General features: G+C 73.6%; 27 protein-coding genes. 18 read left to right on the forward strand and 9 right to left on the reverse strand.

All coding sequences use genetic code 11. The annotated features are described in order from the left end of the window. The first annotated feature begins 55 nt into the window (after positions 1 to 55). Positions 56 to 724, forward strand: a complete 669-nt coding sequence (locus tag ABEB06_RS27170; protein ID WP_345699517.1) for a Wzz/FepE/Etk N-terminal domain-containing protein — start codon at positions 56 to 58, stop codon at positions 722 to 724. After that, positions 721 to 1,890, forward strand: coding sequence for a GNAT family N-acetyltransferase (locus tag ABEB06_RS27175; RefSeq protein WP_345699518.1), 1,170 nt, complete (start codon positions 721 to 723; stop codon positions 1,888 to 1,890). Before ABEB06_RS27170 ends, ABEB06_RS27175 begins: the two co-directional genes overlap by 4 nt. Here the strand turns inward: ABEB06_RS27175 and ABEB06_RS27180 are convergent. After that, positions 1,867 to 2,949, reverse strand: coding sequence for a glycoside hydrolase family 26 protein (locus ABEB06_RS27180; protein WP_345699519.1), 1,083 nt, complete (start codon positions 2,947 to 2,949; stop codon positions 1,867 to 1,869). The genes ABEB06_RS27175 and ABEB06_RS27180 overlap by 24 nt on opposite strands. Before the next feature lie 139 nt (positions 2,950 to 3,088). Continuing rightward, positions 3,089 to 3,976 carry a KPN_02809 family neutral zinc metallopeptidase gene (ypfJ, locus tag ABEB06_RS27185; protein ID WP_345699520.1) on the reverse strand — a complete coding sequence of 296 codons (888 nt, stop codon included), beginning with the start codon at positions 3,974 to 3,976 and terminating at the stop codon, positions 3,089 to 3,091. A 186-nt stretch (positions 3,977 to 4,162) separates the two neighbouring features. Between ypfJ and ABEB06_RS27190 the strand changes: the two genes are divergently transcribed. The 9 genes from ABEB06_RS27190 (at position 4,163) to ABEB06_RS27230 (ending at position 10,769) form a co-directional block, all read left to right on the forward strand. After that, complete coding sequence (locus ABEB06_RS27190; RefSeq protein WP_345699521.1) at positions 4,163 to 5,074, forward strand: hypothetical protein; 912 nt, start codon at positions 4,163 to 4,165, stop codon at positions 5,072 to 5,074. A gap of 119 nt (positions 5,075 to 5,193) precedes the next feature. Further along, positions 5,194 to 6,792, forward strand: coding sequence for a ribosomal protection-like ABC-F family protein (gene abc-f / locus ABEB06_RS27195; RefSeq protein ID WP_345699522.1), 1,599 nt, complete (start codon positions 5,194 to 5,196; stop codon positions 6,790 to 6,792). A 319-nt stretch (positions 6,793 to 7,111) separates the two neighbouring features. After that, positions 7,112 to 7,345 (forward strand): helix-turn-helix domain-containing protein, encoded by a 234-nt coding sequence (locus tag ABEB06_RS27200; RefSeq protein WP_030461122.1) that lies wholly within the window; start codon positions 7,112 to 7,114, stop codon positions 7,343 to 7,345. A 160-nt stretch (positions 7,346 to 7,505) separates the two neighbouring features. Next, the gene (locus ABEB06_RS27205; RefSeq protein ID WP_345699523.1) at positions 7,506 to 8,312 is read left to right on the forward strand and encodes an enoyl-CoA hydratase/isomerase family protein; all 807 of its coding nucleotides are present in this window, start codon (positions 7,506 to 7,508) and stop codon (positions 8,310 to 8,312) included. A gap of 158 nt (positions 8,313 to 8,470) precedes the next feature. Next, entirely contained in the window at positions 8,471 to 8,962 is a 492-nt protein-coding gene (locus tag ABEB06_RS27210) for an Asp23/Gls24 family envelope stress response protein (protein ID WP_345699524.1), read from the forward strand. Between the two features lie 10 nt (positions 8,963 to 8,972). After that, entirely contained in the window at positions 8,973 to 9,164 is a 192-nt protein-coding gene (locus ABEB06_RS27215) for a hypothetical protein (protein ID WP_345699525.1), read from the forward strand. Then, entirely contained in the window at positions 9,164 to 9,502 is a 339-nt protein-coding gene (locus ABEB06_RS27220) for an Asp23/Gls24 family envelope stress response protein (RefSeq protein ID WP_345699526.1), read from the forward strand. Before ABEB06_RS27215 ends, ABEB06_RS27220 begins: the two co-directional genes overlap by 1 nt. Next, complete coding sequence (locus ABEB06_RS27225; RefSeq protein ID WP_345699527.1) at positions 9,499 to 10,140, forward strand: DUF6286 domain-containing protein; 642 nt, start codon at positions 9,499 to 9,501, stop codon at positions 10,138 to 10,140. The genes ABEB06_RS27220 and ABEB06_RS27225 overlap by 4 nt, the downstream gene beginning before the upstream one ends. Further along, complete coding sequence (locus ABEB06_RS27230; protein WP_345699528.1) at positions 10,137 to 10,769, forward strand: alkaline shock response membrane anchor protein AmaP; 633 nt, start codon at positions 10,137 to 10,139, stop codon at positions 10,767 to 10,769. Before ABEB06_RS27225 ends, ABEB06_RS27230 begins: the two co-directional genes overlap by 4 nt. Before the next feature lie 37 nt (positions 10,770 to 10,806). Here the strand turns inward: ABEB06_RS27230 and ABEB06_RS27235 are convergent, their stop codons facing one another. Continuing rightward, the gene (locus ABEB06_RS27235) at positions 10,807 to 11,568 is read right to left on the reverse strand and encodes an SDR family oxidoreductase (protein WP_345699529.1); all 762 of its coding nucleotides are present in this window, start codon (positions 11,566 to 11,568) and stop codon (positions 10,807 to 10,809) included. A 142-nt stretch (positions 11,569 to 11,710) separates the two neighbouring features. Between ABEB06_RS27235 and ABEB06_RS27240 the strand changes: the two genes are divergently transcribed. Continuing rightward, positions 11,711 to 12,259 carry a hypothetical protein gene (locus tag ABEB06_RS27240; protein ID WP_345699530.1) on the forward strand — a complete coding sequence of 183 codons (549 nt, stop codon included), beginning with the start codon at positions 11,711 to 11,713 and terminating at the stop codon, positions 12,257 to 12,259. A gap of 51 nt (positions 12,260 to 12,310) precedes the next feature. Here ABEB06_RS27240 and ABEB06_RS27245 read toward each other — a convergent pair whose 3' ends face one another. Then, positions 12,311 to 12,859, reverse strand: a complete 549-nt coding sequence (locus tag ABEB06_RS27245; protein WP_345699531.1) for a hypothetical protein — start codon at positions 12,857 to 12,859, stop codon at positions 12,311 to 12,313. Positions 12,860 to 13,058: 199 nt separating this feature from the next. On the opposite strand from ABEB06_RS27245, the gene ABEB06_RS27250 reads away from it, so the two are divergent. Continuing rightward, positions 13,059 to 15,323: a SpoIIE family protein phosphatase gene (locus tag ABEB06_RS27250; protein WP_345699532.1), complete on the forward strand. Its 2,265-nt coding sequence runs from the start codon at positions 13,059 to 13,061 to the stop codon at positions 15,321 to 15,323. A 20-nt stretch (positions 15,324 to 15,343) separates the two neighbouring features. Here ABEB06_RS27250 and ABEB06_RS27255 read toward each other — a convergent pair whose 3' ends face one another. Together ABEB06_RS27255 and ABEB06_RS27260 are read right to left on the reverse strand one after the other, a co-directional pair. Continuing rightward, entirely contained in the window at positions 15,344 to 16,129 is a 786-nt protein-coding gene (locus ABEB06_RS27255) for an SURF1 family cytochrome oxidase biogenesis protein (RefSeq protein WP_345699533.1), read from the reverse strand. A gap of 31 nt (positions 16,130 to 16,160) precedes the next feature. Beyond that, positions 16,161 to 17,141, reverse strand: coding sequence for a DEDDh family exonuclease (locus tag ABEB06_RS27260; protein WP_345699534.1), 981 nt, complete (start codon positions 17,139 to 17,141; stop codon positions 16,161 to 16,163). A 183-nt stretch (positions 17,142 to 17,324) separates the two neighbouring features. Here ABEB06_RS27260 and ABEB06_RS27265 point away from each other — a divergent pair, with 183 nt between their 5' ends. From ABEB06_RS27265 to ABEB06_RS27285, 5 genes are all read left to right on the forward strand, one after another. Next, positions 17,325 to 18,368 (forward strand): zinc-dependent alcohol dehydrogenase family protein, encoded by a 1,044-nt coding sequence (locus ABEB06_RS27265; RefSeq protein WP_345699535.1) that lies wholly within the window; start codon positions 17,325 to 17,327, stop codon positions 18,366 to 18,368. Between the two features lie 191 nt (positions 18,369 to 18,559). Beyond that, entirely contained in the window at positions 18,560 to 18,916 is a 357-nt protein-coding gene (locus ABEB06_RS27270; RefSeq protein WP_345699536.1) for a DUF485 domain-containing protein, read from the forward strand. Continuing rightward, the gene (locus tag ABEB06_RS27275; RefSeq protein ID WP_345699537.1) at positions 18,913 to 20,532 is read left to right on the forward strand and encodes a solute symporter family protein; all 1,620 of its coding nucleotides are present in this window, start codon (positions 18,913 to 18,915) and stop codon (positions 20,530 to 20,532) included. The genes ABEB06_RS27270 and ABEB06_RS27275 overlap by 4 nt, the downstream gene beginning before the upstream one ends. Before the next feature lie 100 nt (positions 20,533 to 20,632). Beyond that, the gene (moaA, locus tag ABEB06_RS27280; RefSeq protein WP_345699538.1) at positions 20,633 to 21,622 is read left to right on the forward strand and encodes a GTP 3',8-cyclase MoaA; all 990 of its coding nucleotides are present in this window, start codon (positions 20,633 to 20,635) and stop codon (positions 21,620 to 21,622) included. An 85-nt stretch (positions 21,623 to 21,707) separates the two neighbouring features. Further along, complete coding sequence (locus tag ABEB06_RS27285) at positions 21,708 to 22,592, forward strand: IS5 family transposase (protein WP_345696298.1); 885 nt, start codon at positions 21,708 to 21,710, stop codon at positions 22,590 to 22,592. Positions 22,593 to 22,635: 43 nt separating this feature from the next. Here ABEB06_RS27285 and ABEB06_RS27290 read toward each other — a convergent pair whose 3' ends face one another. From ABEB06_RS27290 to ABEB06_RS27300, 3 genes are all read right to left on the reverse strand, one after another. Next, positions 22,636 to 22,881: a hypothetical protein gene (locus ABEB06_RS27290; RefSeq protein ID WP_345699539.1), complete on the reverse strand. Its 246-nt coding sequence runs from the start codon at positions 22,879 to 22,881 to the stop codon at positions 22,636 to 22,638. Positions 22,882 to 23,105: 224 nt separating this feature from the next. Beyond that, the gene (locus ABEB06_RS27295; protein ID WP_345699540.1) at positions 23,106 to 23,456 is read right to left on the reverse strand and encodes a DUF3099 domain-containing protein; all 351 of its coding nucleotides are present in this window, start codon (positions 23,454 to 23,456) and stop codon (positions 23,106 to 23,108) included. 65 nt (positions 23,457 to 23,521) lie between these two features. Continuing rightward, positions 23,522 to 24,085, reverse strand: a complete 564-nt coding sequence (locus tag ABEB06_RS27300) for an RNA 2'-phosphotransferase (protein ID WP_345699541.1) — start codon at positions 24,083 to 24,085, stop codon at positions 23,522 to 23,524. Positions 24,086 to 24,098: the final 13 nt, after the last annotated feature.

The following is a 24,098-nucleotide window of genomic DNA, read 5'->3' on the forward strand; positions in this document are numbered from 1 at the left end:
CCCCGCTCCGGGCCCTTGCGAACCACCATCCGTCCCCGACCTTTCGGAGTCCTCCATGTCCAAGCCGCGCCGGAACGTCCGCGCGCTCGCCCGCCGCTGGTGGCCGCTGGCCGCCGCCGTCCCGCTCGGCGCGGCGGCCGGGGCCGGCTACGCGCTGGTCTCGCACCCCTCGTACGCCGCCCACGCCTACGTGATCGTGGTGCCGCAGAACCAGGGCGAGGCCGCCACCGCGACCAACTTCGCGCAGGCGTACGGTCGGCTGGCCGGCCAGCCGCAGGTGCTGGCGGCGGCCGCCGCCGAGTCCGGGCACAGCGTGGCCACGCTGTCCGGCCTGGTCCGGGGCGCCACCTCGCCGGACGCCCCGATGATCGAGATCACCGGCACCGGTGCCCGCCCGGCGGAGGCGGTGAAGACGGCCGACGCGGTCGCCAAGTCGCTGATCGCCTTCGGCAACGCGAGCAGCAAGGAGACCGGTGTCCGACTGGTCTCGCTCGCCCAGGCCGCCGAGCCGGACCGGCCGGCCACGCCGTCCGCCCGGTTGGACGTCGCGGTCGGCGGCGCCGCCGGGGTGCTGCTCGGCACCCTGGTGATGCTCACCCGCCGCCGCCGCGACGAGCCCGCCGCCGAGGTCGCCGACGCCGTCGAGCCGGCCGCCCCGCCCCGCCCGCGCGCGGACACCGCCGCGAAGCAGCCGGAGGAACAGCCCGCCCGGAGCGCCCGGTGAAGGCCGGCATCCGCGCGGGCGAGCGGGCCGCGGCCCGGGTGCCCGCCCCGCAGGGCGGCTCCTGGACCTCCGAGGTGCTGCGCGCCGACGACGCCCTGGACCGGGTCGCCGAGGAGTGGGACGACCTGTTCGGCCGCTGCCGGACGGCCACGCCCTTCCAGGCCGCCGGCTGGCTGTGCTCCTGGTGGCGGCACTACGGCACCCCCGGGGCGCTGGTCGTGGTGCTGGTCCGCCGGGACGGGCTGCTGGTCGGCGCGGCCGCGCTGCGCCGCCGCGGCCCGTTCGGCGGCCTGACCAATCTGGGGGCCGGCCTGGTCGACTTCACCGACGTGCTGCTGGACGGGGACTGTGCCGACCGGGCGGCCGCCGAGCTGGCCGCCGCGCTGCCGCTGCGCCGCCCCTGGCACAGCCTGGAGCTGCGCGAGGTCCACCCGGAGGCGGCGGTGCAGAAGGTGTTCGCGGCGTGGCCGGGCCGTCGGCACCGGTTCGCCGACTCGCTCTGCCAGTACCTGCCGGCCGTCCCGATGGAGGAGCTGCTGAAGCGGCTGCCGGGCAAGACCGCGCAGCGCAGCCGGGTCAAGCAGCGCAAGATCGCGGAGTCCGGGGTGGAGGTCCGGGCGACCGCGCCGGAGGAGGTCGCGGAGGCGGTCCGCGGGCTGCTGCGGCTGCACTTCGAGCAGTGGCAGGACCGCGGCGTCACCCCCGAGCACCGCACGCCGCGCTTCGCCGCGCACCTCACCGAGTCGACCACCGCGCTGGTGGCCACCCGCCGGGCGGCGATGCACCGCTACTGGCTGGACGGCGAGTTGGTCGCGGTCAACCTGCTGGTGCTCTGCCCGTCCTTCGGCGGCCTGTACATGTACGGCGCGCACCCGCGGCTGCGCGAGCGGCTGGACATCGCGGGCCTGCTGTTCGGCGTCGCGCTGGACGAGGTCCGGGAGGCCGGCGTCCCGGTGCTGTCGCTGCTGCGCGGCCAGGAGCCCTACAAGCAGCGCTGGCGCCCGGACCAGCTGTCCAACCAGCGGCTGGTGCTCGGTCCCGGCCGGCTGGCGCCGTTCGCCGCGGCCCGGGCGGCCCTGGTGCGGCTGCGCGGTGCGGCGGTGCACCTGCTGCGCACCCGGCTGCCCCGGGTGAAGGAGGCGCTAGCGGCCCGCCGCCTGGGCTGAGCCGGTGCCGGCCGCGGCGCCGGGCGAGCCGGCCATCAGCTGCTTGAAGACCGAGCTGGAGCGGGGGTTGCGGTCGCACTGCCAGAAGCCGTGCGGACAGTAGTCGGTGAGCGTCTGGTAGGCGGTGTCGTGGGTGCGCATCCACTCCACCATCCGCCGGACGAACTCCGGGTTGTCGCCGTTGCGGAACAGCCCCCACTCCGGGTACGACACCGGCTTGCCGCGCTTGGCGGCGAACTCCACCTGGTCCTGCAGCCCGTAGGGCTCGGAGACGTACTCGTCGAAGGTGCCGCCGGCCGGCTGGTCGTAGCTGTCCATGCCGATGATGTCGACCACGTCGTCGCCCGGGTAGCAGCGTGTCCACGGGACGGCGTCCAGGCCCCGGTTGGGGGCGAAGTCGAACTGGAAGTGCTGGCCGGGCACCGAGCGCATCACGCCGACGATCCGCCGCCAGTACGCCTTCCACGCGGTCGGGTCGGGCTTGCAGCGGGAGGTGTAGGTGACGCCGTTCATCTCCCACCCGAGGGTGACCACGGTGTCCCCGCCGCCGAGCGCGACCAGCTTGCGGGCCAGCTTCAGGAAGTGCTGGTCGAACTCGCCCTTGTTGCCGCGGGCCAGCAGCCGGGCGACCTCGGCGTCCGGCACGTTGCCCTCGTTGGGCACCAGCATCGGCACGCCGAGCACGAGCTTGCGCGAGGGGTCGCCCTGCCGCCACTGCGACCACAGGCCCAGCACCACGTTCTCGCCCTCGATGTCCTGCCATCCGTTGCCGGCCAGGTAGGTGTGGCCGACCTGCATGTTGGCGTTGCCCAGCCACGTGGCCATCCGGGCGATGTTGGGGATGTAGTTGTCCCAGGAGCCGACGAAGGCGCCGAACGGCACCTCGTGCTTGGCCCGCTGCACCACCGGCCGGGGCGCCGCGCCGCGCGGCTGGATGGCGTCCGAGGAGAGCACCGCGTCGTGGCGCTCGGTCTGGCTCAACGGGGTGCCGGAGGGGACGCTCGCCGTGGTGATCAGCAGCAGTGCGGCGGCGGCCAGGGTCAGGCGGCCGAAACGCATGGGCTCTCCGATGGGGGATCAGGAGGACGGGTTCGGGGTCGAGCTGTGCCGACAGTAAGCCCACAAGCCGTCACAAATGCCACATGTCACCCAAAAGTGGCAGGTCGTACTGTCGAACGGACAGTCCGCCGCGCGCGGCTCAGTCGAAGGTGTTGCACTGCGCCATGTCACCGGTCCGGTAGCCGGTGGTGAACCACTGCTTCCGCTGCGCCGAGGAGCCGTGCGTCCAGCTCTCCGGGTTGGTCCGCCCGGTGGCGCGCTGCTGGATCCGGTCGTCGCCGACCGCCTGCGCCGCGTCCAGCGCCTGCGCGATGTCCTGGTCCGTCAGGTCCGTGATCAGCGGTCGTCCGGTGGAGGCCTGCGGGGTGGTGGTGGCGTGGTGCGCCCAGACGCCCGCGTAGCAGTCCGCCTGCAGCTCCAGCTTGACCGAGGCGCTGTCCGCGCCCTGCCGGTCGCCGCCGACCTTCGCCGTGGTGCCGGTCAGGTTCTGCACGTGGTGCCCGTACTCGTGGGCCACCACGTACGCCTCGGCGAACGGCCCGCCCCGGGCGCCCAGCCGGGTCGTCATCTGGTCGAAGAAGCCGAGGTCGAGGTAGGCCTTGCGGTCGGACGGGCAGTAGAAGGGGCCGACCGCCGAACTGGCCGTCCCGCAGGCGGTCGCCACCCGGTCGGTGAACAGCACGGTGGCGGCGGGCGCGTACTGGCCCTGACGGCGGGCGAACTCGCTCTTCCAGTAGTCCTGCACGCTGTTGACGGTGGCCAGGATCCGGCAGTCCTGCCGCCGGCCGGCGTCCGCCCCGGTCCGGCACGCGGACTGCAGCTGGGCCGAGCTGGTGGCCTGTCCGACCGGCGGCGCCACCGGGTCGTCGGACACCCCGAACAGCGCCGGGTCCACTCCGAAGACCACCGCCACCAGCACCGCGAGGATGCCGACCAGCCCGCCGCCCACCGCCGCCCGGCCGCCCGGAAGACCGCGCCGGTCCTCCACCTGAGAGGTGTCCAGCCGCGCGTCGTCGTCGAATTGCATCCTGTATCACCTCTGTAACAGTCCGTCCAGCCGCGGCAGTCGCACCCTAGCCGCGGCAGCGGCCCCCCGCCCGCCGACCACCGCAGGTGAACGCGGGCGCCGTCAGCTCCGGATAAGCGCCCGGGCCGGTGGCGGGGGTGTCGCGTCAAGCTGCCCTGCTACCCGATCGGGCGGTACCGTACGCCCGTGCCCTCCAACCCGCTGCGAAGCCTCTCCCCTCGATCCGCACTCCCCGCGCTGGCCGTGCTGCTCGTCCTCGGGGCGGGTGCCGCCGCGCACGCCAACCGGCCCGAGCCGTTCGGCGACAAGGTGGTCGGTGCGGACGGCGCGGACGCCAGCCCGGTGGGCGCGCAGTCCTCGGGCACCGGCGGCCTCGACCTGAAGGTCGGCCCCGGCCTGGAGGCCTACGCCCGGGACGGCGGCCAGCACCTGTGGTCCTACCGCCGCGAGGGCGCCACCGCGCTGCACCTCGCCATGGTCGGCGAGAACGCCGTGGTGGTCTGGGACGACGGCATGGTCACCTCGGTCCACCCGGCCGACCACTCGGTGCGCTGGCACCGCTCCGTCCCCGGCCTGGCCGACTGGTTGCACGCCGAGGGCGAGCCCGGCGCCGCCGACCGCACCGAGGCGGAGAAGCGGGACACCGCGGGCAAGCGGGCCGCCGCCGCCCTGCAGCCCGCCACCGAGGAGGAGCCCTGGGTGGCGGTGGTCACCCCGACCCTCACCATGGGCTTCCGCGAGCGCGACGGCGACCTGCGGTTCAACTCCCGCCCGGCCGCCGGCTGCGTGTACGACCCGCTGCGCGCGGTGCACACCGACAACGCGATGCTGGTGCCCCGCACCTGCGCCACCACCGTCAACGGCGTCCACCAGCTGCCGGGCGGGATCAGCGTCTTCCGGCTCAGCGGCCACGGCTGGCAGCTCAGCGCCGGCCCGGACGTGCAGCTGCGCCGGATCGACGCCCACCGGGTGGCCGTCGACGACGGCCCGATCCTCGGCAGCCACGTCTTCGACACCGACCAGGGCGTCCCGGAGACCACCTGCGGCGCCGCCCCGCAGCCCTTCGCCGCGCTCTCGGCGGCCTGCGCCACGAAGTAACGGCGGGCGCGGGCGGCCTCGCGGGCGCCCGCCGGCGCTCCGAAAATCGTTTTGCCGCGGTCACGTAGACTGGTCCGGATGGCTGTGTGCCATGTCCATCGCTAGGAGTGACCTCAGCCATGATTTCCGCGAACGCCCTGGAGCTGCGCGCCGGTGCCCGCGTCCTGATCGAGTCCGCCTCCTTCCGGATCGCCCCCGGCGACCGGATCGGGCTGGTCGGCCGCAACGGCGCCGGCAAGACGACGCTCACCAAGGTGCTGGCCGGCGAGGGCCTCCCGGCCGGCGGCACCGTGACCACCTCCGGCGAGGTCGGCTACCTGCCGCAGGACCCCCGCACCGGTGACCTCGACGTCCTCGCCAAGGACCGCATCCTCTCCGCCCGCGGCCTCGACACCGTGCTGCGCAAGATGCGCGAGAACGAGGACCGGATGGCCAACGGCCAGGGCGCGACCCGCGAGCGGGCGATGAAGAAGTACGCCAACCTGGAGACCGAGTTCCTCACCAAGGGCGGCTACGCGGCCGAGGCCGAGGCGGCCACCATCGCCGCCGCCCTGGGCCTGCCGGACCGGATCCTCAACCAGCCGCTGCACACCCTCTCCGGTGGTCAGCGCCGCCGCGTCGAGCTCGCCCGGATCCTCTTCTCGGACGCCGACATCCTGCTGCTCGACGAGCCGACCAACCACCTGGACGCCGACTCCATCGTCTGGCTCCGGGAGTTCCTGAAGACCTACAAGGGCGGCTTCATCGTCATCTCGCACGACGTCGACCTGGTCGAGACCGTCGTCAACAAGGTGTTCTACCTGGACGCCAACCGCGCCCAGATCGACATCTACAACATGGGCTGGAAGCAGTACCAGCAGCAGCGCGAGGACGACGAGAAGCGCCGCAAGCGCGAGCGCGCCAACGCCGAGAAGAAGGCCGCCACCCTCAACGCGCAGGCCGACAAGATGCGCGCCAAGGCCACCAAGACGGTCGCCGCGCAGAACATGGCCCGCCGCGCCGAGAAGCTGCTGTCCGGGCTGGAGCAGGCGCGCGTCTCCGACAAGGTCGCCAAGCTGCGCTTCCCGGACCCGGCGCCCTGCGGCAAGACCCCGATGACCGCCGCCGGCCTGTCGAAGTCCTACGGCTCGCTGGAGATCTTCACCGACGTCGACCTGGCGATCGACCGCGGCTCCAAGGTGGTCGTGCTCGGCCTGAACGGCGCGGGCAAGACCACCCTGCTGCGGATGCTCGCCGGGGTCGAGAAGCCGGACACCGGCGAGGTGATCCCCGGCCACGGCCTGAAGATCGGCTACTACGCGCAGGAGCACGAGACCCTCGACCCGGACCGCACGGTGCTGGAGAACATGCGCTCCGCCGCGCCCGACACCGACCTGGTGCAGATCCGGAAGATCCTCGGCTCCTTCCTCTTCTCCGGCGACGACGTGGACAAGCCGGCCGGCGTGCTCTCCGGCGGCGAGAAGACCCGTCTGGCCCTGGCCACCCTGGTGGTCTCCAGCGCCAACGTGCTGCTGCTCGACGAGCCGACCAACAACCTGGACCCGGCCAGCCGCGAGGAGATCCTCGGTGCGCTGCGCTCCTTCACCGGTGCGGTGGTGCTGGTGACCCACGACGAGGGCGCGGTCGACGCGCTCCAGCCGGAGCGGATCATCCTGCTGCCCGACGGCGTCGAGGACCTGTGGAGCCCCGCCTACCACGACCTGGTCTCCCTGGCGTGAAGCCCGAGTAGACGCCGAATCAGCTTTTCGGCGCAGAAAATCTCCTACCCCGGCGATGTCGGGAATGCAAGGGTCCCGGATTCCGTTTGTCCGGGGCCCTTCGCTCGTTCGGCGTCCAAGGCCCCGGCTGATCAGCGAATTCGCCTCGGAGTCCGGAAGCGCGAGGGGGCGCGTGCACCCAGGGTGAGCGCCCTTGTGCGGAGCGAGCACCACCGGCGGACTGCGCTTTCCCGGGACAGACCTTGTCGAATGGGTGGCCATGAGCCTGGCAATGGGTGATCATGGGATTCTGACCGATCACCTCTACGAGGAGGCACGGGTGGCTGAGACTCTGAAAAAGGGCAGCCGGGTGACAGGTGCCGCGCGTGAGAAGCTCGCGGCTGACCTCAAGAAGAAGTACGACTCCGGGGCGAGCATCCGCGCGCTGGCGGAGGAGACGGGCCGATCCTACGGTTTCGTGCACCGCATGCTCAGCGAGTCCGGGGTGAATCTCCGCGGTCGCGGCGGTGCCACCCGCGGCAAGGGCAAGGCCACTGCTGCCGCCGGATCCTGACGGTCCGTCAGCTCAGCTCCTCGCAGTCGTTCCGAAGCTCCAGACGAGTCGGCGGCCGGGTCACCCGGGCCGCCGATCGTCGTTTTCCGGGGGCTGTGCCCGGGTGGAAGGTTTTGTTACTCTCCAGTAGCCCTGTTGCTCCCCGCTGGAGGTACCACCCATGACCGCGCCCGTCACCGACGCCGAGCAGAAGCAGTGGGAAGAGGCCGGCGTCCGCCTCGAGCTGGACGGCGAGCTCGCCACGGTCACGCTCTGTCACCCCGAACGGCGCAACGCGCAGACCCCCGCGATGTGGCGCGCGCTCGCCGCCGTGGGCCGCAGCCTGCCGGGCACCGTCCGGGTGGCGCTGCTGCGAGCCGAGGGCCTCTCCTTCTCCGCCGGCCTCGACCGGGCCATGTTCACCCCCGAGGGCATCGCCGGCGAGCGCACCTTCCTCGAACTCGCCGCCTCGCCCGACCGGGAGCTCGACGATGCCATCGCCGGCTACCAGGAGGCCTTCACCTGGTGGCGTCGCGCCGACGTGGTCACCATCGCCGCCGTCCAGGGCCACGCCGTCGGCGCCGGCTTCCAGCTCGCCCTCGGCTGCGACCTGCGGGTGGTCGCCGACGACGTCCAGTTCGCCATGAAGGAGACCTCGCTCGGCCTCGTCCCCGACCTGGCCGGCACCAAGCCGCTCACCGAACTCGTCGGCTACGCCCGCGCCCTGGAGATCTGCGCGACCGGCCGCCGGGTCGGCGCCGAGGAGGCCGTGGCGATCGGCCTGGCCAACACCGCCGTCCCCGCCGCCGAGCTGGACGGCGCCGCCCGCGACCTCGCCGCCGCCCTGCTCGCCGCCCCGCGCGGCGCGGTCATCGAGACCAAGGCCCTGCTCCAGGGCGCCGGCGGCCGCGACTACGACACCCAGCGCGCCGCCGAGCGCGCCGCGCAGGCCCGCCGGCTGCGCGAGCTCGCCGGCATCGGCGAGTAGCCGCCGTCCGGGCCCGAGGGCGCGCGGGATCCGATCCCGCGCGCCCTTCGGCGTCCCCGGGCGTCCGCAGTAACTCCCCTCGCGGGGGCCGTGGCGGAATGCCAGAGTTGGGCTGATTTGCGATATAGCTGGACAGCACACCTCCAGGGAGCCCCGCGATGACGCAGACCCCGACCCCCGCCGACCTCCAGAAGACCCTGACCCACGCCCCGGACACCGGCGCCGACCCCGTCACCGATCCGGCCGACCGCGGACGCACCGCGCTCGCCGTCGGCGTGGTCGAGAAGATCGCCGGCATGGCCGCCCGCGAGGTCTCCGGCATCCACGCCCTCGGCTCCGGCTTCTCCCGGACCTTCGGCGCCATGCGCGACCGCGTCCCCGGAGGCAAGTCCAGCGTCGGCCGCGGCATCAAGGCCGAGGTCGGCGAGAAGCAGACCGCCATCGACATCGCCCTGGTCGTCGAGTACGGGGTGGTCATCCCGCGGCTCGCCACCGAGGTGCGGGAGAACATCGTCGAAGCCGTCGAGCGGATGACCGGACTCGAAGTCGTCGAGGTCAACATCTCCGTCAACGACGTCCACCTGCCCAACGAACCGGAGGAGGAAGAGGAGCAGGAACCCTCCTCCGGACGGCGGACCCGCGTCCAGTGAGGAAGGCCCCATGAACCTGGCCCTGGTCGGCCTGATCGCCGGCATGGCCCTCGGCTTCGCCGGCTACTTCGGCGGCTTCGCGGCGTTCCTGCTGGTCGCGGTGCTCGGCGTGGTCGGCTTCGTGGCCGGCCGCGTGCTCGAGGGCGACATCGAACTCGGCGACATCGGCGACCTGCTCCGCGGCCGGGACCGGCGGCGCTGATGAGCGGAGCGGTGGTGGCCGCCGGCAGCCGCGGACGGGTGCGGATCGCGGACCGGGTGTACGCGGCGATCGCGGCGCGGGCCGCGCAGGAGGCACTTGCCCCGGCGTGGGCACCGCACGGCCGACGCGGACCCCTCCCGAAGGTCACCGTGCTCGCCACCCGCAACGCGGTCCGCCTCACCCTCCGCCTGGAACTGCCCTTCCCCGCCGACGTCGCCGCCCTCGCCACCACCGCCCGCAACGCCGTCACCACCGAAGTCACCGCCCTCACCGGCACCCCGGTCTCCGACCTCAACGTCACCGTCGACCGCCTCCACCCCGCCGGACCCCGCCGATGACCGACACCCCCGAAGACCCCGCCCACCCGACCCCGGCCGCCTCCGGCGGGGCCGGTGATGCCACGAAGCAGTCCGGCTCCGGGGGGCGGCGGGTGCGGTTGCGGGCGGGGCGGGGAGCCGCGGCGGGGGTGGTGGTGACCGGGGTGCTGGTGATGGCGGGGACGCTGTTGTACGACGTCGTCGCGGTGCGGACCGGGCACCGGGCGCGGCCGTGGCGGGAGGACCTCTCGCGGGAGCTGGCCACCCGCCACCTGGACGACCCGTGGGTGCTGGGCGCGGCCGGCGTCGCGGTGGCGGTGGGGGCGGTGCTGCTCTGGCTGGCGTTCGCGCCGGGGCTGCGGCGCTGGTTGGCGTTGTCGCGGCCGGGGTCGGCGATCCACCGGGCGGGTGTCGCGGCGCTGGTCGCCGAGCGCGCCGCGGAGCTGCAGGACGTCCACGACGCGCGGGTGAAGGTGTCGCGGCGCGGCACGAAGGTGACGGTGACGGGCGCCCACGACCCGGCGGCGGTGGAGCGGGAGCTCCGGGTGGAGCTGTCCCGGATCCCGCTCGCGGCCCCGCACCGCCTGGACGTCCGGACCCGGCCGTTCCATCCGCACCACGGCCACCGGCGTGGCCTGGAACAGGAGCCCACCCCGTGAGCCGTACCGCGGTCAATCGCACCGTCCTCGCCGTCGCGGGCCTGGTCCTGCTGGCCGCGGGCGTCCTGGTGCTGCTGGGCGGGCTGGACGTGTACGGGCGGCTGGGGGTGACCATGCCCGACCGGTGGCCGTGGACGTCGCCGGACCAGCCGGTGCTGAGCGGGGCGTCGCGCACCCGGTGGACGGACGAGGCGTGGTGGTGGCCGGTGGCGATCGCGGTGCCGGCGGTGGTGGTGGCGGGCTGCCTGTGGTGGCTGTTCGCGCAGGCGCGGCGCAGCGGCCCGGCGGGGATCGACCTGCCGTCGCCGGCGGGTCCGCGCGGGCATTTCGCGCTGCACGTGCGCAGCCGGGCGATCGAGGACGCGGTGGAGCGGGCGACCGTGGAGCTGCCGGACGTGGCGCGGGTGCGGGTCCGGGTGGCGGGCCGGCCGCACCGGCCGTACCTGCGGGCGGAGGTCCGGATGGAGTCGGGTGGCGGTGCGGCGGATCTGCTGTCGCGCTACTACACCGGTCCGCTGGAGGGGGCCCGGACCAGTCTGGGGCTGGCCGCGCTGCCGTCGGAGTTCCGGCTGCGGGTGACCGGCCGGCGGACGTCCGCCGGCCGGGGCCACCACGTCCGGGTCCACTGACCCGGCGCCGGCGGACCGGGCGTCACGTGACGCGGGGTCAGAGCCCGCGCAGCGCGCCGCCGTCGACCGGGACCATCACGCCGGTGAGGTAGGAGGCGGCCGGGGAGAGCAGGAAGGCGCCGACCTTGCCGAACTCCTCGGGGGTGCCGTAGCGGCCGAGCGGGATGGCGGCGCTGGCGCGGGCCCGGGCGGCCGCGGCGTCGCCGCTGAGCGCGTCGAGCTCGCGGACCCGGTCGGTGTCGATCCGGGCGGGCAGCAGGCCGACGACGCGGATGCCGCGCGGGCCGAGCTCGTCGGCGAGCGACTTGGCGGCCATCGCGAGGCCGGGCCGCAGGCCGTTGGAGACGCCGAGGCCGGAGATCGGTTCGCGGACGGAGCCGGAGAGCACGAAGCCGATCACGCCGCCCTCGCCGAGCTCGGCGGCGGCGGTGCGGGCGATCCGCAGGGCGCCGAGGAAGACGCTCTCGAAGGCGCCGCGCCAGGTGTCGTCCTCGGTGCGCAGGACGGGGCCGGCGGGCGGGCCGCCGACGCTGATCAGCACGCCGTCGAGGCGGCCGAAGTGCTCCTTCGCGGCGGCGAGCAGCCGGTCGGCGGCGTCCGGGTCGCTGTTGTCGGCGACCACGCCGCGGGCGTGGCCGGTGCCGCCGAGCTGCTCGACGGCGGCGTCCAGGTTCTCCCGGGAGCGGCCGCCGAGCACCACCCGGGCGCCGTCGGCGACCAGCTGCCGGGCGGTGGCGAAGCCGAGGCCCCTGGTGGCGCCGGTCAGTACGTACACCTTCTGCTGAAGTCCGAGGTCCATGGGGACATCCTGCCTGGTCGGAGGCGTGGAGTGGAGCGCGTCTCACTGCGCGGCACGGTCGGGGCCCGCAGTTGACGCCGTCGAAGACTTAGGGAAACCTAACCTTGCTTTCAGGCGTCCCCTCATCTTCCGGAGCACCACCATGGCCCTTTCCGAACCCCTCGCCGCCCCGCTGGCGGGCACCGCCGCCCGGTGCGTCGCGGTCTCGCTCGGGCTGAGCGGGCTGTGGGCGGGCTGCGCCTGGGCGGCCGGGCACCTGCACGCCGATCCGGCGCTGCACACGGTGGCGCTCTTCGTGCACCTGGCCGCGCTGGTGGTGGGGTTCGGCGCGGTGCTGGCGATCGACTACGTCGGGCTGCTCTGGCTGCTCGGCAGGCGCACCCTGCGCGGCGTCCTCGACCTGACCGCCCCGCTGCACGTGCCGGTCTGGGCGGGCCTGGCCGGCCTGACCTTCAGCGGCATCCTGCTGGAGCCGGACCTGGACTCCGGCCTGACCCGGCTCAAGCTGGTGCTGGTCCTGCTGATCGCGCTGAACGGGGTGCACGCCACCGCCCTGCACCCGCGCCTGGAGTCGTACGGCACGCTCCGGCCCCCGGCGCACCTGATGGCCCGTGCGGCGGGGTCGGCCGCCCTCTCCCAGCTCGGCTGGTGGGGCTCGGTCCTGATCGGCTTCCACAACACCCGCCACTGAGGCCGCGGCGCCGACGGCGACGCGCCCTCGGTGGCGGTGCCGCGGCGGTGCCTACGCCCCACCGGACGGCGGGGGCCCGTCGTGGCAGCAGGAGGTCGCCGGGCAGCAGATCAGCTCGGCGAACCGCCCCGCCTCCTCCACGGCGGACTCCAGCCACCAGTGCTCCTCGGCCGCGCCCACCATGGTGGCGTGGCCGGGCGGGTGGGCGACCGGGTAGCCGAGGGCGGCGTACGCGGCCCACAGGTCGCCGTGGTGGTGCAGCAGGCTCTCGGTGAGCGCGGCGGGGGTGCTCCTCGCGACGGAGCCGCCGTACCGGCTGTCCTCGGCGAGGGTCAGGACCGCGGCGGAGGTGCGGATGGCGTCTCGGCTGAGCGCGGCCAGTCGCAGGCCCGCCACCGGCAGGCGCTCGGCCCCCTCCTCGCCGTCCCGGACGATCCGGACGGTGTAGCGCTGGAAGGGGTCGGCGGCGGTCTCGGGAGGGTCCGGCACCAGGACGGCCCGGGCGTCGACCAGGAAGCCGTGGGCGAGCGGCGCGTCCTGCGGTCCGTCGGATCCGGTCAGGTGCACGGTCACGCGGACGGGGGCCGCGGGGTCGGTCATGAGGGTCTCCGTTCGGTCGGCGGGGCCCGGCCCGGTGGCGGGCGGTCCCTCCGACATTGGACCGTCGGGCAGATCATCTGAAAAGGGACTATTAGGGTGGTCCGGGCGAAACGGGTGCTCGTGGGGCACCCGACGGAAGGCGCGCGGCCCCGATGCGGCCGAAGATGGGGGGAGCGGACCCCCCTTCGAGGTGCACAGCATGGAGAACCGGCGGTTGCCGTACATCGACAACATGGCCGCCGCCCTGGTCGACGGCGCCGGGCGGGTGGTGGGCTGGACCCCGGCCGCCGAACGCCTGCTCGGCCTGCCCGCCGACCAGGTCACCGGACAGCCCGTCCGGGCCCTGCTCGCCGAGCCCGGCCACAAGCCGCAGCGCACCCACGACGGCTGGACCGGCGACACCCTGCTGCGTACCGGCGGCGGCTACCCGCTCGCCGTCTCCTACCGCGTCCTGCCGCTCATGGCCGACGCCGACGGCCCCCGCCACCTCGTGCTCGGCGCCCCCGCCGAACGGGTCGCCCAGTGGCGCCAGGACCACGCCTTCACCCGCGAGCTCTTCCTCCAGGACCGGATCGGCCTGGCCGTCTTCGACCAGCACCTGCGCCTGGTCCGCACCAACACCCACCTGCTGCCGTACACCGGCCTGCCCCCCGACCTGCGCGGACACCGACTCGACGAGTTCATCCAGGCCCCCGACGCCGCCGCGCTGGAGGAACTGCTGCGCGAGGTGCTCCGGACCGGCCGGCCCGCGGTCCGGGCCGAGGTGCTGGTGCGCACCCTGGACGACCCGCGCGGCGGCGTGGTGATGGCCATCGAGGCCTTCCGGCTGACCGACGTCAGCGGACGGGTGATCGGCGTGACCGCCCTGTTCAGCGACGTCACCGAGGTGTACCGGTCGCGCGAGCGGCTCGGCCTGCTGCACCGCGCCACCGCCGCCGTCGGCGGCACCCTCTCGGTCGACGGCACCGCCCAGGACCTGGCCGCCGTCCTGGTCCCCGCGCTCGGCGACCACGCGGCGGTGGACATCGCCGAGGCGGTCTTCACCGGTGAGGAGCCGGTGCCCGGCGAGGACGGCCTGCTCACCCTGCGGCGCACCGCGGCCGCCGGGCAGGCGCCCCCGACCGCCGCCGACGTGGTGGTCGACGCCGAGCTGCCGGCCGGCACCGGCGAGGACCCGCCGTCGATGACCGCTCCGCTGCGTGCCCGCGGCATCCTGCTCGGCCGGGTGACCCTGCACCGCGACCCCGCGGCCGGCCCGTACGAGGAGGCCGACCTCGACGTGCTCCGGCAGATCGCCGGACGCACCGCGCTCGCCCTCGACAACGCCCGCCGCTACACCCGCGAGCACCGCGCCGCGGTGGGCCTGCAGCGCAGCCTGCTGCCGCCCGCCGAGACCGACACCGCGGCCGCCACCACCGCCAGCGTCTACCTGCCCACCGACACCGCCAGCGGCGTCGGCGGCGACTGGTTCGACGTCATCCCGCTCTCCTCGGCCAGGGTGGCCCTGGTGGCCGGCGACGTGGTCGGCCACGGCCTGCAGGCCAGCGCCACCATGGGCCGGCTGCGCACCGCCGTCCGCACCCTCGCCGACCTCGACCTGGAGCCGGACGAGCTGCTGGTCCACCTCGACGACCTGGTCTCCCAGCTGGTGGTGGACGACGGCGAGCTCGACGACGACGGCGACCGCAGCTCCGACCCGGTGGTCGGGGCGACCTGCGTCTACGCGGTGTACGACCCGGTGACCGGGCGGTGCGCGGCGGCCAGCGCCGGCCACCCGCCGCCCGCGCTGGTCCACCCCGACGGGCGGGCGGAGTACCTGCGGATCAGCCCCGGTCCGCCGCTCGGCGTCGGCGGGCTGCCGTTCGAGGCGGTGGAGGTCGACGTCCCGTCCGGGAGCGTGCTGGCGCTCTACACCGACGGGCTGATCGAGGGCGCCGGCGCGGACCTGGACGAGGGGATGGCCGGGCTGCTGGAACGGCTGGCCGGGACGGACTTCACCGGCGGCCTGCGGGCCGCCGGGCGCGCCGTCGTCGACGGGCTGCCCACCGAGCGGCTGGCGGACGACGTCACCCTGCTGCTCGCCCGGGTCCGCGAGGTGCCCCCGGAGGCGGTGGCCAGCTGGACCATCGAGGCCGACCCGGCTGCGGTCTCCGGCGTCCGCGAGGCGGCCAGCCGGACGCTGGGGGAGTGGGGGCTGGACGAGCTGGTGTTCACCACCGAGCTGGTGCTGAGCGAGCTGGTCACCAACGCCATCCGCTACGCGGGCGGCCCGGTCGAGGTCCGCCTGATCCTGGCGGGGACGCTGACCTGCGAGGTCTCCGACCCCAGCGCCACCCAGCCGCGGATGCGCCGGGCCCGGCTGACCGACGAGGGCGGCCGCGGCCTCTACCTGGTCGCCCAGCTCACCAACCGCTGGGGCAGCCGCTACACCCGCACCGGCAAGACCATCTGGGCCGAGCAGTAGCCGCGGAGGCCGGACCGGCCTCAGGCCACCGCCGGCTGCTGCTGCCCCTGGGCCGCCTGCCCCTGCGGGGCGTCGCCGCGGGCCTCGCGGCGGGCCATCACCACCAGGCCGACCGGGAGCAGCGCGGCGAACAGCCACCACTGGATCGCGTACGCCATGTGCGGGCCGATGTCGGAGTGGTTGGGCTCGCCGAGCGGCACGGGGGTGCCGCCCGAACCGGCCAGCTCCAGGTAGCCGCCGAGGACCGTCGCGCCGCTCGCCTCCGCCTGCTGCGCGGTGTTGATCAGCTTGAACTGCCGCTCCGGCAGGCCGCCGCGGTCGCGGATCCCGCTGTTGGCGGTGGTCTCGTCGGCCCGCAGACGCCCGGTGACGGTCACCTCGCCGCCCGGCGGCGCGGGCACCGCCGGGTAGCTGGCGGCGTCCGCCGCCGACTCCACCCAGCCGCGGTTGACCAGCACCGACCCCTTGCCGTCGGCCAGCCGCAGCGGGGTGACCACGAAGTAGCCGATCGAGCTGCCGCCCGGCTCGGTGCGCCCGCGGACCACGAACTCGTGCCCGGTGTCGTAGGTGCCGGTCGCCGTCACCGTCCGCCAGGTCTGCCCGGTGGGGACCGACCAGCCGGGGGTGGAGAGGGTGTCGAAGGCGACCGGCGCGCTGCCCAGGTTCCGGCCGATCAGCTCGTTGCGCGCCACCCGGGACTCGTGCCGGTGGTACTGCCAGAAGCCCAGCCGGACCATGGTCGGGATCAGCAGCAGCGCGACGAGCGCGATGACCGCCCAGCGCGCGGACAGCAGAAATCGGTACACACCCGGCACGCTAGCCGCCCTTACCGACGATCTACGCACCGGGGTGGGGCGCGACCTCGCGCAGCAGCTGCAGGAAGGCGTCCTCGCCCACCACCGGCGTGCCGTACTCGCGGGCCTTGCGGGCCTTGCCGCTCCAGCTGCCCGGCTCGTTGGTGACCAGCAGGCTGGTCAGCCGGGAGACCGAACTCGCGATGTGCAGCCCGGCCTCGATCGCCCGGTCCTCCAGCAGCTCGCGATCGGTCGCGGTGTCGCCGGTGATCGCCACCCGCATGCCCTGCACCAGCGGGTTGCCGTCCCGCCAGCGTCCGGGGTTCGGGAACGGGCAGGCGGGCCGCTTGCGGCTGGGCCGGTACGAGGACGACCAGGAGCCGCCGCGCGCCGGGGCCGCCGACGGCTCCTCGCCGAGGTCGGTGACGGCCACGCAGGTGGTCAGCGGCAGCGGGATGCCGCTGCCGCGGGCCAGGTGCAGGCTCGGGCGGAAGATTTCGGCCAGCACCCGGGCGTCGTCCAGCGCGTTGTGCGCCTGCCGCTGGTGGACGCCGAAGTACGCGGCGAGCGAGGAGAGCTTGCCGTTGGGCAGCGGCAGCCCGAGGTCGCGGGCCAGCACCATGGTGCACAGCCGCTGCTCGACCGGGGCGCGCAGGCCGGCCCGGGAGAACTCGCGGGAGATCATGTTCCAGTCGAAGAGCGCGTTGTGGGCGACCATCACCCGGCCGCGCAGCCGCTCGGCCAGCTGGTCGGCGACCTCGGGGAAGGTGGGCGCGCCCTCCAGGGCCTCGCTGGTCAGGCCGTGGATCCAGACCGGGCCCGGGTCGCGCTCCGGGTTGACCAGGGTGTACCAGTGGTCGGTGACCTCGCCGTCGGCGTCCAGCTGGTAGACACCGGCCGAGATGACGCGGTCCGACCGGCCGAGACCGGTGGTCTCGACGTCGACCACGGCGAAGCCCTGACCGTCCGGGCCGTCGTCGGCGGAGCGCTGCGCCGGGAACGGCGTGGACTGGAACGGGTGCATGGCCAACCACTCTAAGGGCGATCAACGACAGCAGCTGCTCCGGATCCCGCCGCGGTGGCGTGCGCCACACCCCGGAATAGAGTGGGCAGCGGAGTGGTCGTACACCTGGGCGACGTGAAGTCGGCCCCCTTCGAACGCCCGTCACCACCCCCGACGGCACCGAACCACACAGAGGACGTCACCATGCGCGCCACCGTGATCCACGGCCCCCAGGACATCAGGATCGAGGAGGTGCCCGACCCGCGGATCCAGTACCCGACCGACGCGGTGGTGCGGGTGGTCAACGCCTGCATCTGCGGCAGCGACCTGTGGGCGTACCGGGGCGTGGCCTCCCGCGAGGCCGGCCAGCGGATCGGGCACGAGTTCCTCGGGGTGGTCGAGCAGGTCGGCTCCGAGGTGCGCGGCTTCAAGGCCGGCGACTTCGTGGTGGCGCCCTTCGTCTGGTCGGACGGCACCTGCGACTTCTGCCGCGAGGGCCTGCAGACCTCCTGTCCGCACGGCGGCTTCTGGGGCCAGGTCGGCTCCGACGGCGGCCAGGGCGAGGCGGTCCGGGTGCCGTTCGCGGACGGCACGCTGGTGCAGCTGCCCAAGGACGCGCAGGGCGACGAGAAGCTGCTGCCCGGCCTGCTGGCGCTCTCCGACGTGATGGCCACCGGGCACCACGCCGCCGTCTCGGCCGGCGTGGCCCCCGGTGCCACCGTCGCCGTGGTCGGCGACGGCGCGGTCGGCCTGTGCGGCGTGCTCGCCGCGCACCGGCTCGGCGCCGGCCGGATCATCGCGCTCGGCCGGCACGAGGTCCGCACCGACATCGCCCGCAAGTTCGGCGCCACCGACGTGGTCGCCGAGCGCGGCGAGGAGGCGATTCTGAAGGTCAAGGAGCTGACCGGCGGTCAGGGCGCGCACGCCGTGCTGGAGGCGGTCGGCACCGAGGAGTCGATGCGCACCGCGATCTCGATCACCCGTGACGGCGGCGCGGTCGGCTACGTGGGCGTCCCGCACGGCGGCAGCGCCGGCGTGGACATCGGCCAGATGTTCGGCCGCAACGTCCAGCTGCGCGGCGGCGTCGCCCCGGCCCGCGCGTACATCCCGGAGCTGCTCGCCGACGTGCTCTCCGGCGCCATCGACCCCGGCCTGGTGTTCGACCGCACGGTCCCGCTCGACGGGGTGCCCGAGGGCTACCGGGCGATGGACAACCGCTCCGCGCTGAAGGTGCGGATCACCTTCTGACGACCGGTCACACGGGCGGCACCGCTCCGGCGGTGCCGCCCGTTGGCATGTTCTGACGGATTTTCGGCCGGATCGTGCGCGGACCCTTTCCGCGGCGACTTTGTGGATCTAGCATGCAGCCGCAACTGACTGTGACGCCCCTCACGTCCGCTCGTTCCACCCGTAGCACCGAAGACGTCAGGAGACACCGCGTGGACAGCCCGTCCGAGACCGACTCCGTACCGATCCAACGCATCGAGGAGACGCCCGAGTTCCAGCAGCTGCGCAGCTCCTTCCGGGGCTTCGCCTTCCCGGTCACCGCAGGGTTCCTGCTCTGGTACCTGCTGTACGTGCTGCTCTCCAGCTACGCGCCCGGCTTCATGGCGACCAAGGTCTTCGGCCACATCAACGTGGCGCTGGTGCTCGGCCTGCTGCAGTTCGCCTCCACCTTCGCCATCGCCGCCTGGTACGCGCGCTTCGCGGACCGCCGGCTCGACCCGCCGGCCGCCGACATCCGCGAGCGCTTCTCCGGCGAGACCGTCGTCAGCCCCCGGGAGGCCGCCGAATGACCGCCACCACGCTGCTCGCCACCTCGGCGAGCGACCACCGCGGGCTGACCCTCACGCTGTTCGGCGTGTTCGTGCTCGCCACCCTCGGCATCACGGTCTGGGCCGGCCGGCAGACCAAGGACGCCGCCGACTTCTACGCCGGCGGCCGCGGCTTCACCGGCTTCCAGAACGGCCTGGCGATCTCCGGCGACTACATGTCCGCCGCGTCCTTCCTCGGCATCGCCGGCGCCATCGCGCTGTTCGGCTACGACGGCTTCCTGTACTCGATCGGCTTCCTGGTCGCCTGGCTGGTCGCGCTGCTGCTGATCGCCGAGCCGCTGCGCAACTCCGGCCGCTACACCATGGCCGACGTGCTGGCCTTCCGGATGCGCCAGCGCCCGGTCCGCACCGCCGCCGGCGTCTCCACCATCGTGGTGTCGATCTTCTACCTGCTGGCCCAGATGGTCGGCGCCGGCTCGCTGGTCGCCCTGCTGCTGGGCGTCAGCGGCGAGGGCGCCAAGCGCTGGACCATCGTCGCGGTCGGCGCGCTGATGGTCATCTACGTGGCCGTCGGCGGCATGAAGGGCACCACCTGGGTGCAGATCGTCAAGGCGGTGCTGCTGATCGCCGGCACCGCGCTGATGACCGTCCTGGTGCTCGCCAAGTACGACTTCAACATCTCCAGCCTGCTCGGCGCCGCCGCCGACGCCAGCGGCAAGGGCTCCGCCTTCCTGGAACCCGGCCTCAAGTACGGCGTCACCGGCACCACCAAGCTGGACTTCATCAGCCTCGCCGTCGCCCTGGTGCTCGGCACCGCCGGCCTGCCGCACATCCTGGTCCGGTTCTACACCGTGCCCACCGCCAAGGCGGCCCGGAAGTCGGTGCTCTGGGCGATCGGCATCATCGGCGGCTTCTACCTGATGACCCTGGCGCTCGGCTTCGGCGCCGCCGCCCTGGTCGGCCCGAAGACCATCAAGGCGTCCAACGCGGCCGGCAACACCGCGGCCCCGCTGCTCGCCGAGCAGCTCGGCGGCGGCGCGGGCTCCACCGGCGGCGCGGTGCTGCTCGCGGTGATCTCCGCGGTCGCCTTCGCCACCATCCTCGCCGTGGTCGCCGGACTCACCCTGGCGTCCTCCGCCTCCTTCGCCCACGACCTCTACGCCAACGTGATCCGGCGCGGCAAGGCCACCGAGAAGGAGGAGGTGGCCAGCGCCAAGCTGGCCGCGGTCGGGATCGGCGCGATCGCCATCGTGCTGTCGCTCTTCGCCGACAAGCTGAACGCCGCGGCCCTGGTCGCGCTGGCCTTCGCGGTCGCCGCCTCGGCCAACCTGCCGACCCTGCTGTACTCGCTGTTCTGGAAGCGCTTCAACACCACCGGCGCGGTCAGCTCGGTCTACGCGGGCCTGATCACCTCGGTCGCCCTGGTGTTCTTCTCCACGGTGGTGTCCGGCAAGGCCACCTCGCTCTTCCCGCACAGCGACTTCCACTGGTTCCCGCTGGAGAACCCCGGCCTGGTCTCCATCCCGGTCGGCTTCCTGGCCGGCTGGATCGGCACCCTGCTGTCCAAGGAGAAGGCCGACCCGGCGAAGTACGCTGAACTGGAGGTCCGCTCGCTGACCGGGCTGGGCGCCCACTGAACGGACGGAGCGCGGGGGCTGTCGTACCGCCCCGCTAAGCTGGCCCGGCCCGCGATCCGCGCGGCCGGGCCAGTCTGTCGTCGGGAGCAGGGAGCGCCGGATGCTGTTGGACACCTTCGGCCGGCGCGCCGTCGACCTGCGGGTCTCCCTCACCGACCGCTGCAACCTCCGGTGCACCTACTGCATGCCCGAGGAGGGCCTGCAGTGGCTGGCCAAGCCCGACCTGCTCACCGACGAGGAGATCGTCCGGCTGGTCTCGATCGCCGTCCGCGACCTGGGCGTGCGGGAGGTCCGCTTCACCGGCGGCGAGCCGCTGCTGCGGCCCGGACTGGTCGGCATCGTCGACGCCTGCGCCCGGCTGGAGCCCCGCCCCGAGCTCTCGCTGACCAGCAACGGCATCGGGCTCTCGAAGACCGCCGCCGCCCTGAGGGCCGCCGGGCTCGACCGGGTCAACGTCTCGCTGGACACCCTGGACGCGGAGACCTTCTTCACCCTCACCCGCCGCCGCCGCCACGAGGACGTGCTGGCCGGCCTGGCCGCCGCCGAGGCCGCCGGGCTCACCCCGGTGAAGCTCAACGCGGTGCTGATGCGCGGGGTCAACGAGCACGAGGCCGCCGACCTGCTGGAGTGGTGCCTGGAGCACGGGTACGAGCTGCGCTTCATCGAGCAGATGCCGCTGGACGCCCAGCACGGGTGGGACCGCTCCAGCATGGTCACCGCCGAGGAGATCCTCGCTCTGCTCGGCGAGCGGTTCGCGCTGACGCCCGAGGCCACGGCGGCGCGGGGCGCGGCACCGGCCGAGCGCTGGCTGGTCGACGGCGGCCCGGGCCGGGTCGGCGTGATCGCCTCGGTCACCCGGCCGTTCTGCCGGGCCTGCGACCGGACCAGGCTCACCGCCGACGGCCAGGTCCGCGACTGCCTGTTCGCCACCACCGAGACCGACCTGCGCGGCCCGCTGCGGGACGGCGCGAGCGACGCCGAGGTCGGCGAGCTGTGGCGCAAGGCTATGTGGGGCAAGAAGGCGGGCGCCGGGATCGACAACCCCGAGTTCCACCAGCCGGACCGGCCGATGTCCGCGATCGGCGGCTGAGAAAGTGTTGGGTAATTGATCAACTGCTTGGTGTGATGCCCTGGCGGTGATCTTTGCGGCCACGGTGTCCGTGAAGATCACCGCCATGTGTGTCTGTGCGTGCAAGCCTTCCTATTCCTCGTCGTTGACGGATGCCCAGTGGGCGGTGATCGAGCCGCTGCTGCCGGTGCGGGATCCGCGCAGGGCGGGTCGGCCGCTGAAGTTCCCGCGCCGGCTGGTCGTGGACACGGTGCTGTATGTGCTGGTCAGCGGTTGCGCCTGGCGGTTGGTGCCGCACGATCTGGCCCCGTGGGACGCGGCCTACCGGTGGTTCCGGGCCTGGACTGCGGACGGCACCTGGAACCGGGTCCACGACACGCTGCGCGAGCGGGTGCGGGTGGCGGACGGGCGGGATCCGCAGCCCTCGGCGGCGGTGCTGGACTCGCAGTCCGCCCGCAGCCACCAGGGCGGGCAGGCGGTCGGCTACGACGCCGGCAAACGGGTGCGGGGCCGCAAGCGGCACCTGCTGGTGGACACCTGCGGACTGGTGCTGCGGGCGGTGGTGCACTCGGCCTCGGTGCAGGACCGGGCGGGCGCGAAGTTGGTTCTCGCCGGGATCCGGAGCTCGTTTCCGCAGGTCGGGCTGGTCTGGGTGGACGGCGGATACGTGAACGTGGTCGACGCGGGACTGGTCGGCTGGGCGGCCGAGCACGAAGGGCTGGAGATCGTTGCGGTGCCGCGCAACGCCGATGTGAAAGGGTTCCAGGTACTGCCCCGCAGGTGGGTGGTCGAGCGGACATTCTCCTGGCTGGGACGGTGCAGACGGTTGGCACGGGACTACGAGCGCAAGACCGCGCACGCCGAAGCGATGATCAAGGTCGCGATGATCCGGCTCATGGCCGCCCGCCTCGCCGGCGAGGAGATCGAACCGCACGGTCCCATCGAGACCGAAGCGGCCCGCCGCCTCGCCGACGACCTCAAGAACGAGTAATCATCCGATTACCCAACACTTTCTGAGCCGAGGGCCAGGGGGTCTAGCCCTCGAAGCCGTCGAGCGGGACGGTCTCCTTGAGGAAGCCGCGCACGCCGAGGAACTGGCCGAGGCTCTCGCGGTGCTCCTCGCAGGCGAGCCAGGTCTTGCGCCGGTCCGGGGTGTGCAGCTTCGGGTTGTTCCAGACCAGGACCCACTGCGCGGGCTGCCGGCAGCCCTTCGCCGAGCAGACCGGGGGGCCGTCCGGGCCGTCCGCCGGGCCGAAGAGGGGGAGCGAGGGGATGTCCATGCGAGTGATCATATTCCGGGCATGACGACGCCGGGCAGCCACGGGGGGAGCTGCCCGGCGTCGGTCTGTCGCTCCGACGGGGGATGCGGAGCGCTAAGGAAGTATGGCACGCCGCGAGGGCCGAGCGGGCGCCGCTTTCATGATTAATTTGAGCTAGGTTTGAGGTTTCCGCTTGCCATATGCCTGCATAACCGGACATGCCGGGCAGTGCTCTTGAGGGTTGCTCAGTCCGAGGTCGAGTTCTCGGGCGCCGCCCCGCGCCCCCCGGTGCCGCCCGGACCCAGCATCAGCGGGGTCTCCGGGGAGATCGCGAAGGTGCTCGGCAGGCCCGGCGCCCTCTCCCGGCCCGCGTTGGCGATCAGCACCGCGAAGTACGGCAGCAGTGCGCCGCCGATCAGCGCGGCCACCGCCAGGTAGCGCTGGACGTCCCACAGCACCACGGCCAGGATCACGCACACGGTGCGGATCAGCATCGAGATCACGTAGCGCCGCTGGCGCCCCCGGACGTCCTCGGTCAGGCTGCTGCGAGCCCCCGTGATCCGGTGCACCTCAGCGTTGCCGGTGCGCTTGCCCATGTCCTACCGCCCTCGTCCGTGTCCGCACCCGTCCGCGGGATACGGCCTCTTCACGGTACGCCGCCTCACACCCGCCCGGAAGCAGGGGTGGGGCGCAGGTACTCCGGAGGGACGGCGTCGGTCAGCCACACGCCGTTGGCGCTCACCCGGAACTCGTGGCCGGCGGCGGCCATCGCGGCCGCGTCCACGATCAGCACCACCGGGCGGCCGTGCCGCGAGCCCACCCGGACGGCGGTCTCCGTGTCGGCGGAGAGGTGCACGTCCTGCCGGCTCATCGGGCGCAGGCCCTCGTGCAGGATCGCGTCCAGGTAGCGGGTGGTGGTGCCGTGGTACAGCACGGCGGGCGGGGCGGTGGCCGGCAGCCCGAGGTCCACCTCGACGGTGTGGCCCTGGCTGGCCCGGATCGACCGGCCGTCCTCGGAGAACGCGAACCGGCGCTTGTTGTTGGTGGCCACCACGTGGTCCAGCTCGGCCCGGGTCAGCGGGCGTCCCTGTCGCGCGAGCGCCGCGAGCAGCTCCTGGACCCCGACCCACCCGGCGGCGTCCAGGGCCAGGCCGACGGAACCGGGGTCGTGCCGCAGGATGCGGGAGAGGTTCTTGGAGGCACGGACGGTGCGTTTCTCATCCACGCCGAGCCACGAT

Source organism: Kitasatospora terrestris (genome assembly GCF_039542905.1).
GTDB lineage: Bacteria > Actinomycetota > Actinomycetes > Streptomycetales > Streptomycetaceae > Kitasatospora > Kitasatospora terrestris.

What these genes read in the sequence shown, in the direction of transcription:
- ABEB06_RS27225 (WP_345699527.1), top strand. Translation starts at nt 9,499, where the DNA reads ATGACCGACACCCCCGAAGACCCCGCCCACCCGACCCCGGCCGCCTCC.
- ABEB06_RS27205 (WP_345699523.1), top strand. Translation starts at nt 7,506, where the DNA reads ATGACCGCGCCCGTCACCGACGCCGAGCAGAAGCAGTGGGAAGAGGCC.
- ABEB06_RS27170 (WP_345699517.1), top strand. Translation starts at nt 56, where the DNA reads ATGTCCAAGCCGCGCCGGAACGTCCGCGCGCTCGCCCGCCGCTGGTGG.
- ABEB06_RS27275 (WP_345699537.1), top strand. Translation starts at nt 18,913, where the DNA reads ATGACCGCCACCACGCTGCTCGCCACCTCGGCGAGCGACCACCGCGGG.
- ABEB06_RS27260 (WP_345699534.1), bottom strand. Translation starts at nt 17,141, where the DNA reads ATGCACCCGTTCCAGTCCACGCCGTTCCCGGCGCAGCGCTCCGCCGAC.
- ABEB06_RS27215 (WP_345699525.1), top strand. Translation starts at nt 8,973, where the DNA reads ATGAACCTGGCCCTGGTCGGCCTGATCGCCGGCATGGCCCTCGGCTTC.
- ABEB06_RS27290 (WP_345699539.1), bottom strand. Translation starts at nt 22,881, where the DNA reads ATGGACATCCCCTCGCTCCCCCTCTTCGGCCCGGCGGACGGCCCGGAC.
- abc-f (WP_345699522.1), top strand. Translation starts at nt 5,194, where the DNA reads ATGATTTCCGCGAACGCCCTGGAGCTGCGCGCCGGTGCCCGCGTCCTG.
- ABEB06_RS27235 (WP_345699529.1), bottom strand. Translation starts at nt 11,568, where the DNA reads ATGGACCTCGGACTTCAGCAGAAGGTGTACGTACTGACCGGCGCCACC.
- ABEB06_RS27240 (WP_345699530.1), top strand. Translation starts at nt 11,711, where the DNA reads ATGGCCCTTTCCGAACCCCTCGCCGCCCCGCTGGCGGGCACCGCCGCC.
- ypfJ (WP_345699520.1), bottom strand. Translation starts at nt 3,976, where the DNA reads ATGCAATTCGACGACGACGCGCGGCTGGACACCTCTCAGGTGGAGGAC.
- ABEB06_RS27250 (WP_345699532.1), top strand. Translation starts at nt 13,059, where the DNA reads ATGGAGAACCGGCGGTTGCCGTACATCGACAACATGGCCGCCGCCCTG.
- moaA (WP_345699538.1), top strand. Translation starts at nt 20,633, where the DNA reads ATGCTGTTGGACACCTTCGGCCGGCGCGCCGTCGACCTGCGGGTCTCC.
- ABEB06_RS27295 (WP_345699540.1), bottom strand. Translation starts at nt 23,456, where the DNA reads ATGGGCAAGCGCACCGGCAACGCTGAGGTGCACCGGATCACGGGGGCT.
- ABEB06_RS27265 (WP_345699535.1), top strand. Translation starts at nt 17,325, where the DNA reads ATGCGCGCCACCGTGATCCACGGCCCCCAGGACATCAGGATCGAGGAG.
- ABEB06_RS27285 (WP_345696298.1), top strand. Translation starts at nt 21,708, where the DNA reads ATGTGTGTCTGTGCGTGCAAGCCTTCCTATTCCTCGTCGTTGACGGAT.
- ABEB06_RS27220 (WP_345699526.1), top strand. Translation starts at nt 9,164, where the DNA reads ATGAGCGGAGCGGTGGTGGCCGCCGGCAGCCGCGGACGGGTGCGGATC.
- ABEB06_RS27245 (WP_345699531.1), bottom strand. Translation starts at nt 12,859, where the DNA reads ATGACCGACCCCGCGGCCCCCGTCCGCGTGACCGTGCACCTGACCGGA.
- ABEB06_RS27180 (WP_345699519.1), bottom strand. Translation starts at nt 2,949, where the DNA reads ATGCGTTTCGGCCGCCTGACCCTGGCCGCCGCCGCACTGCTGCTGATC.
- ABEB06_RS27210 (WP_345699524.1), top strand. Translation starts at nt 8,471, where the DNA reads ATGACGCAGACCCCGACCCCCGCCGACCTCCAGAAGACCCTGACCCAC.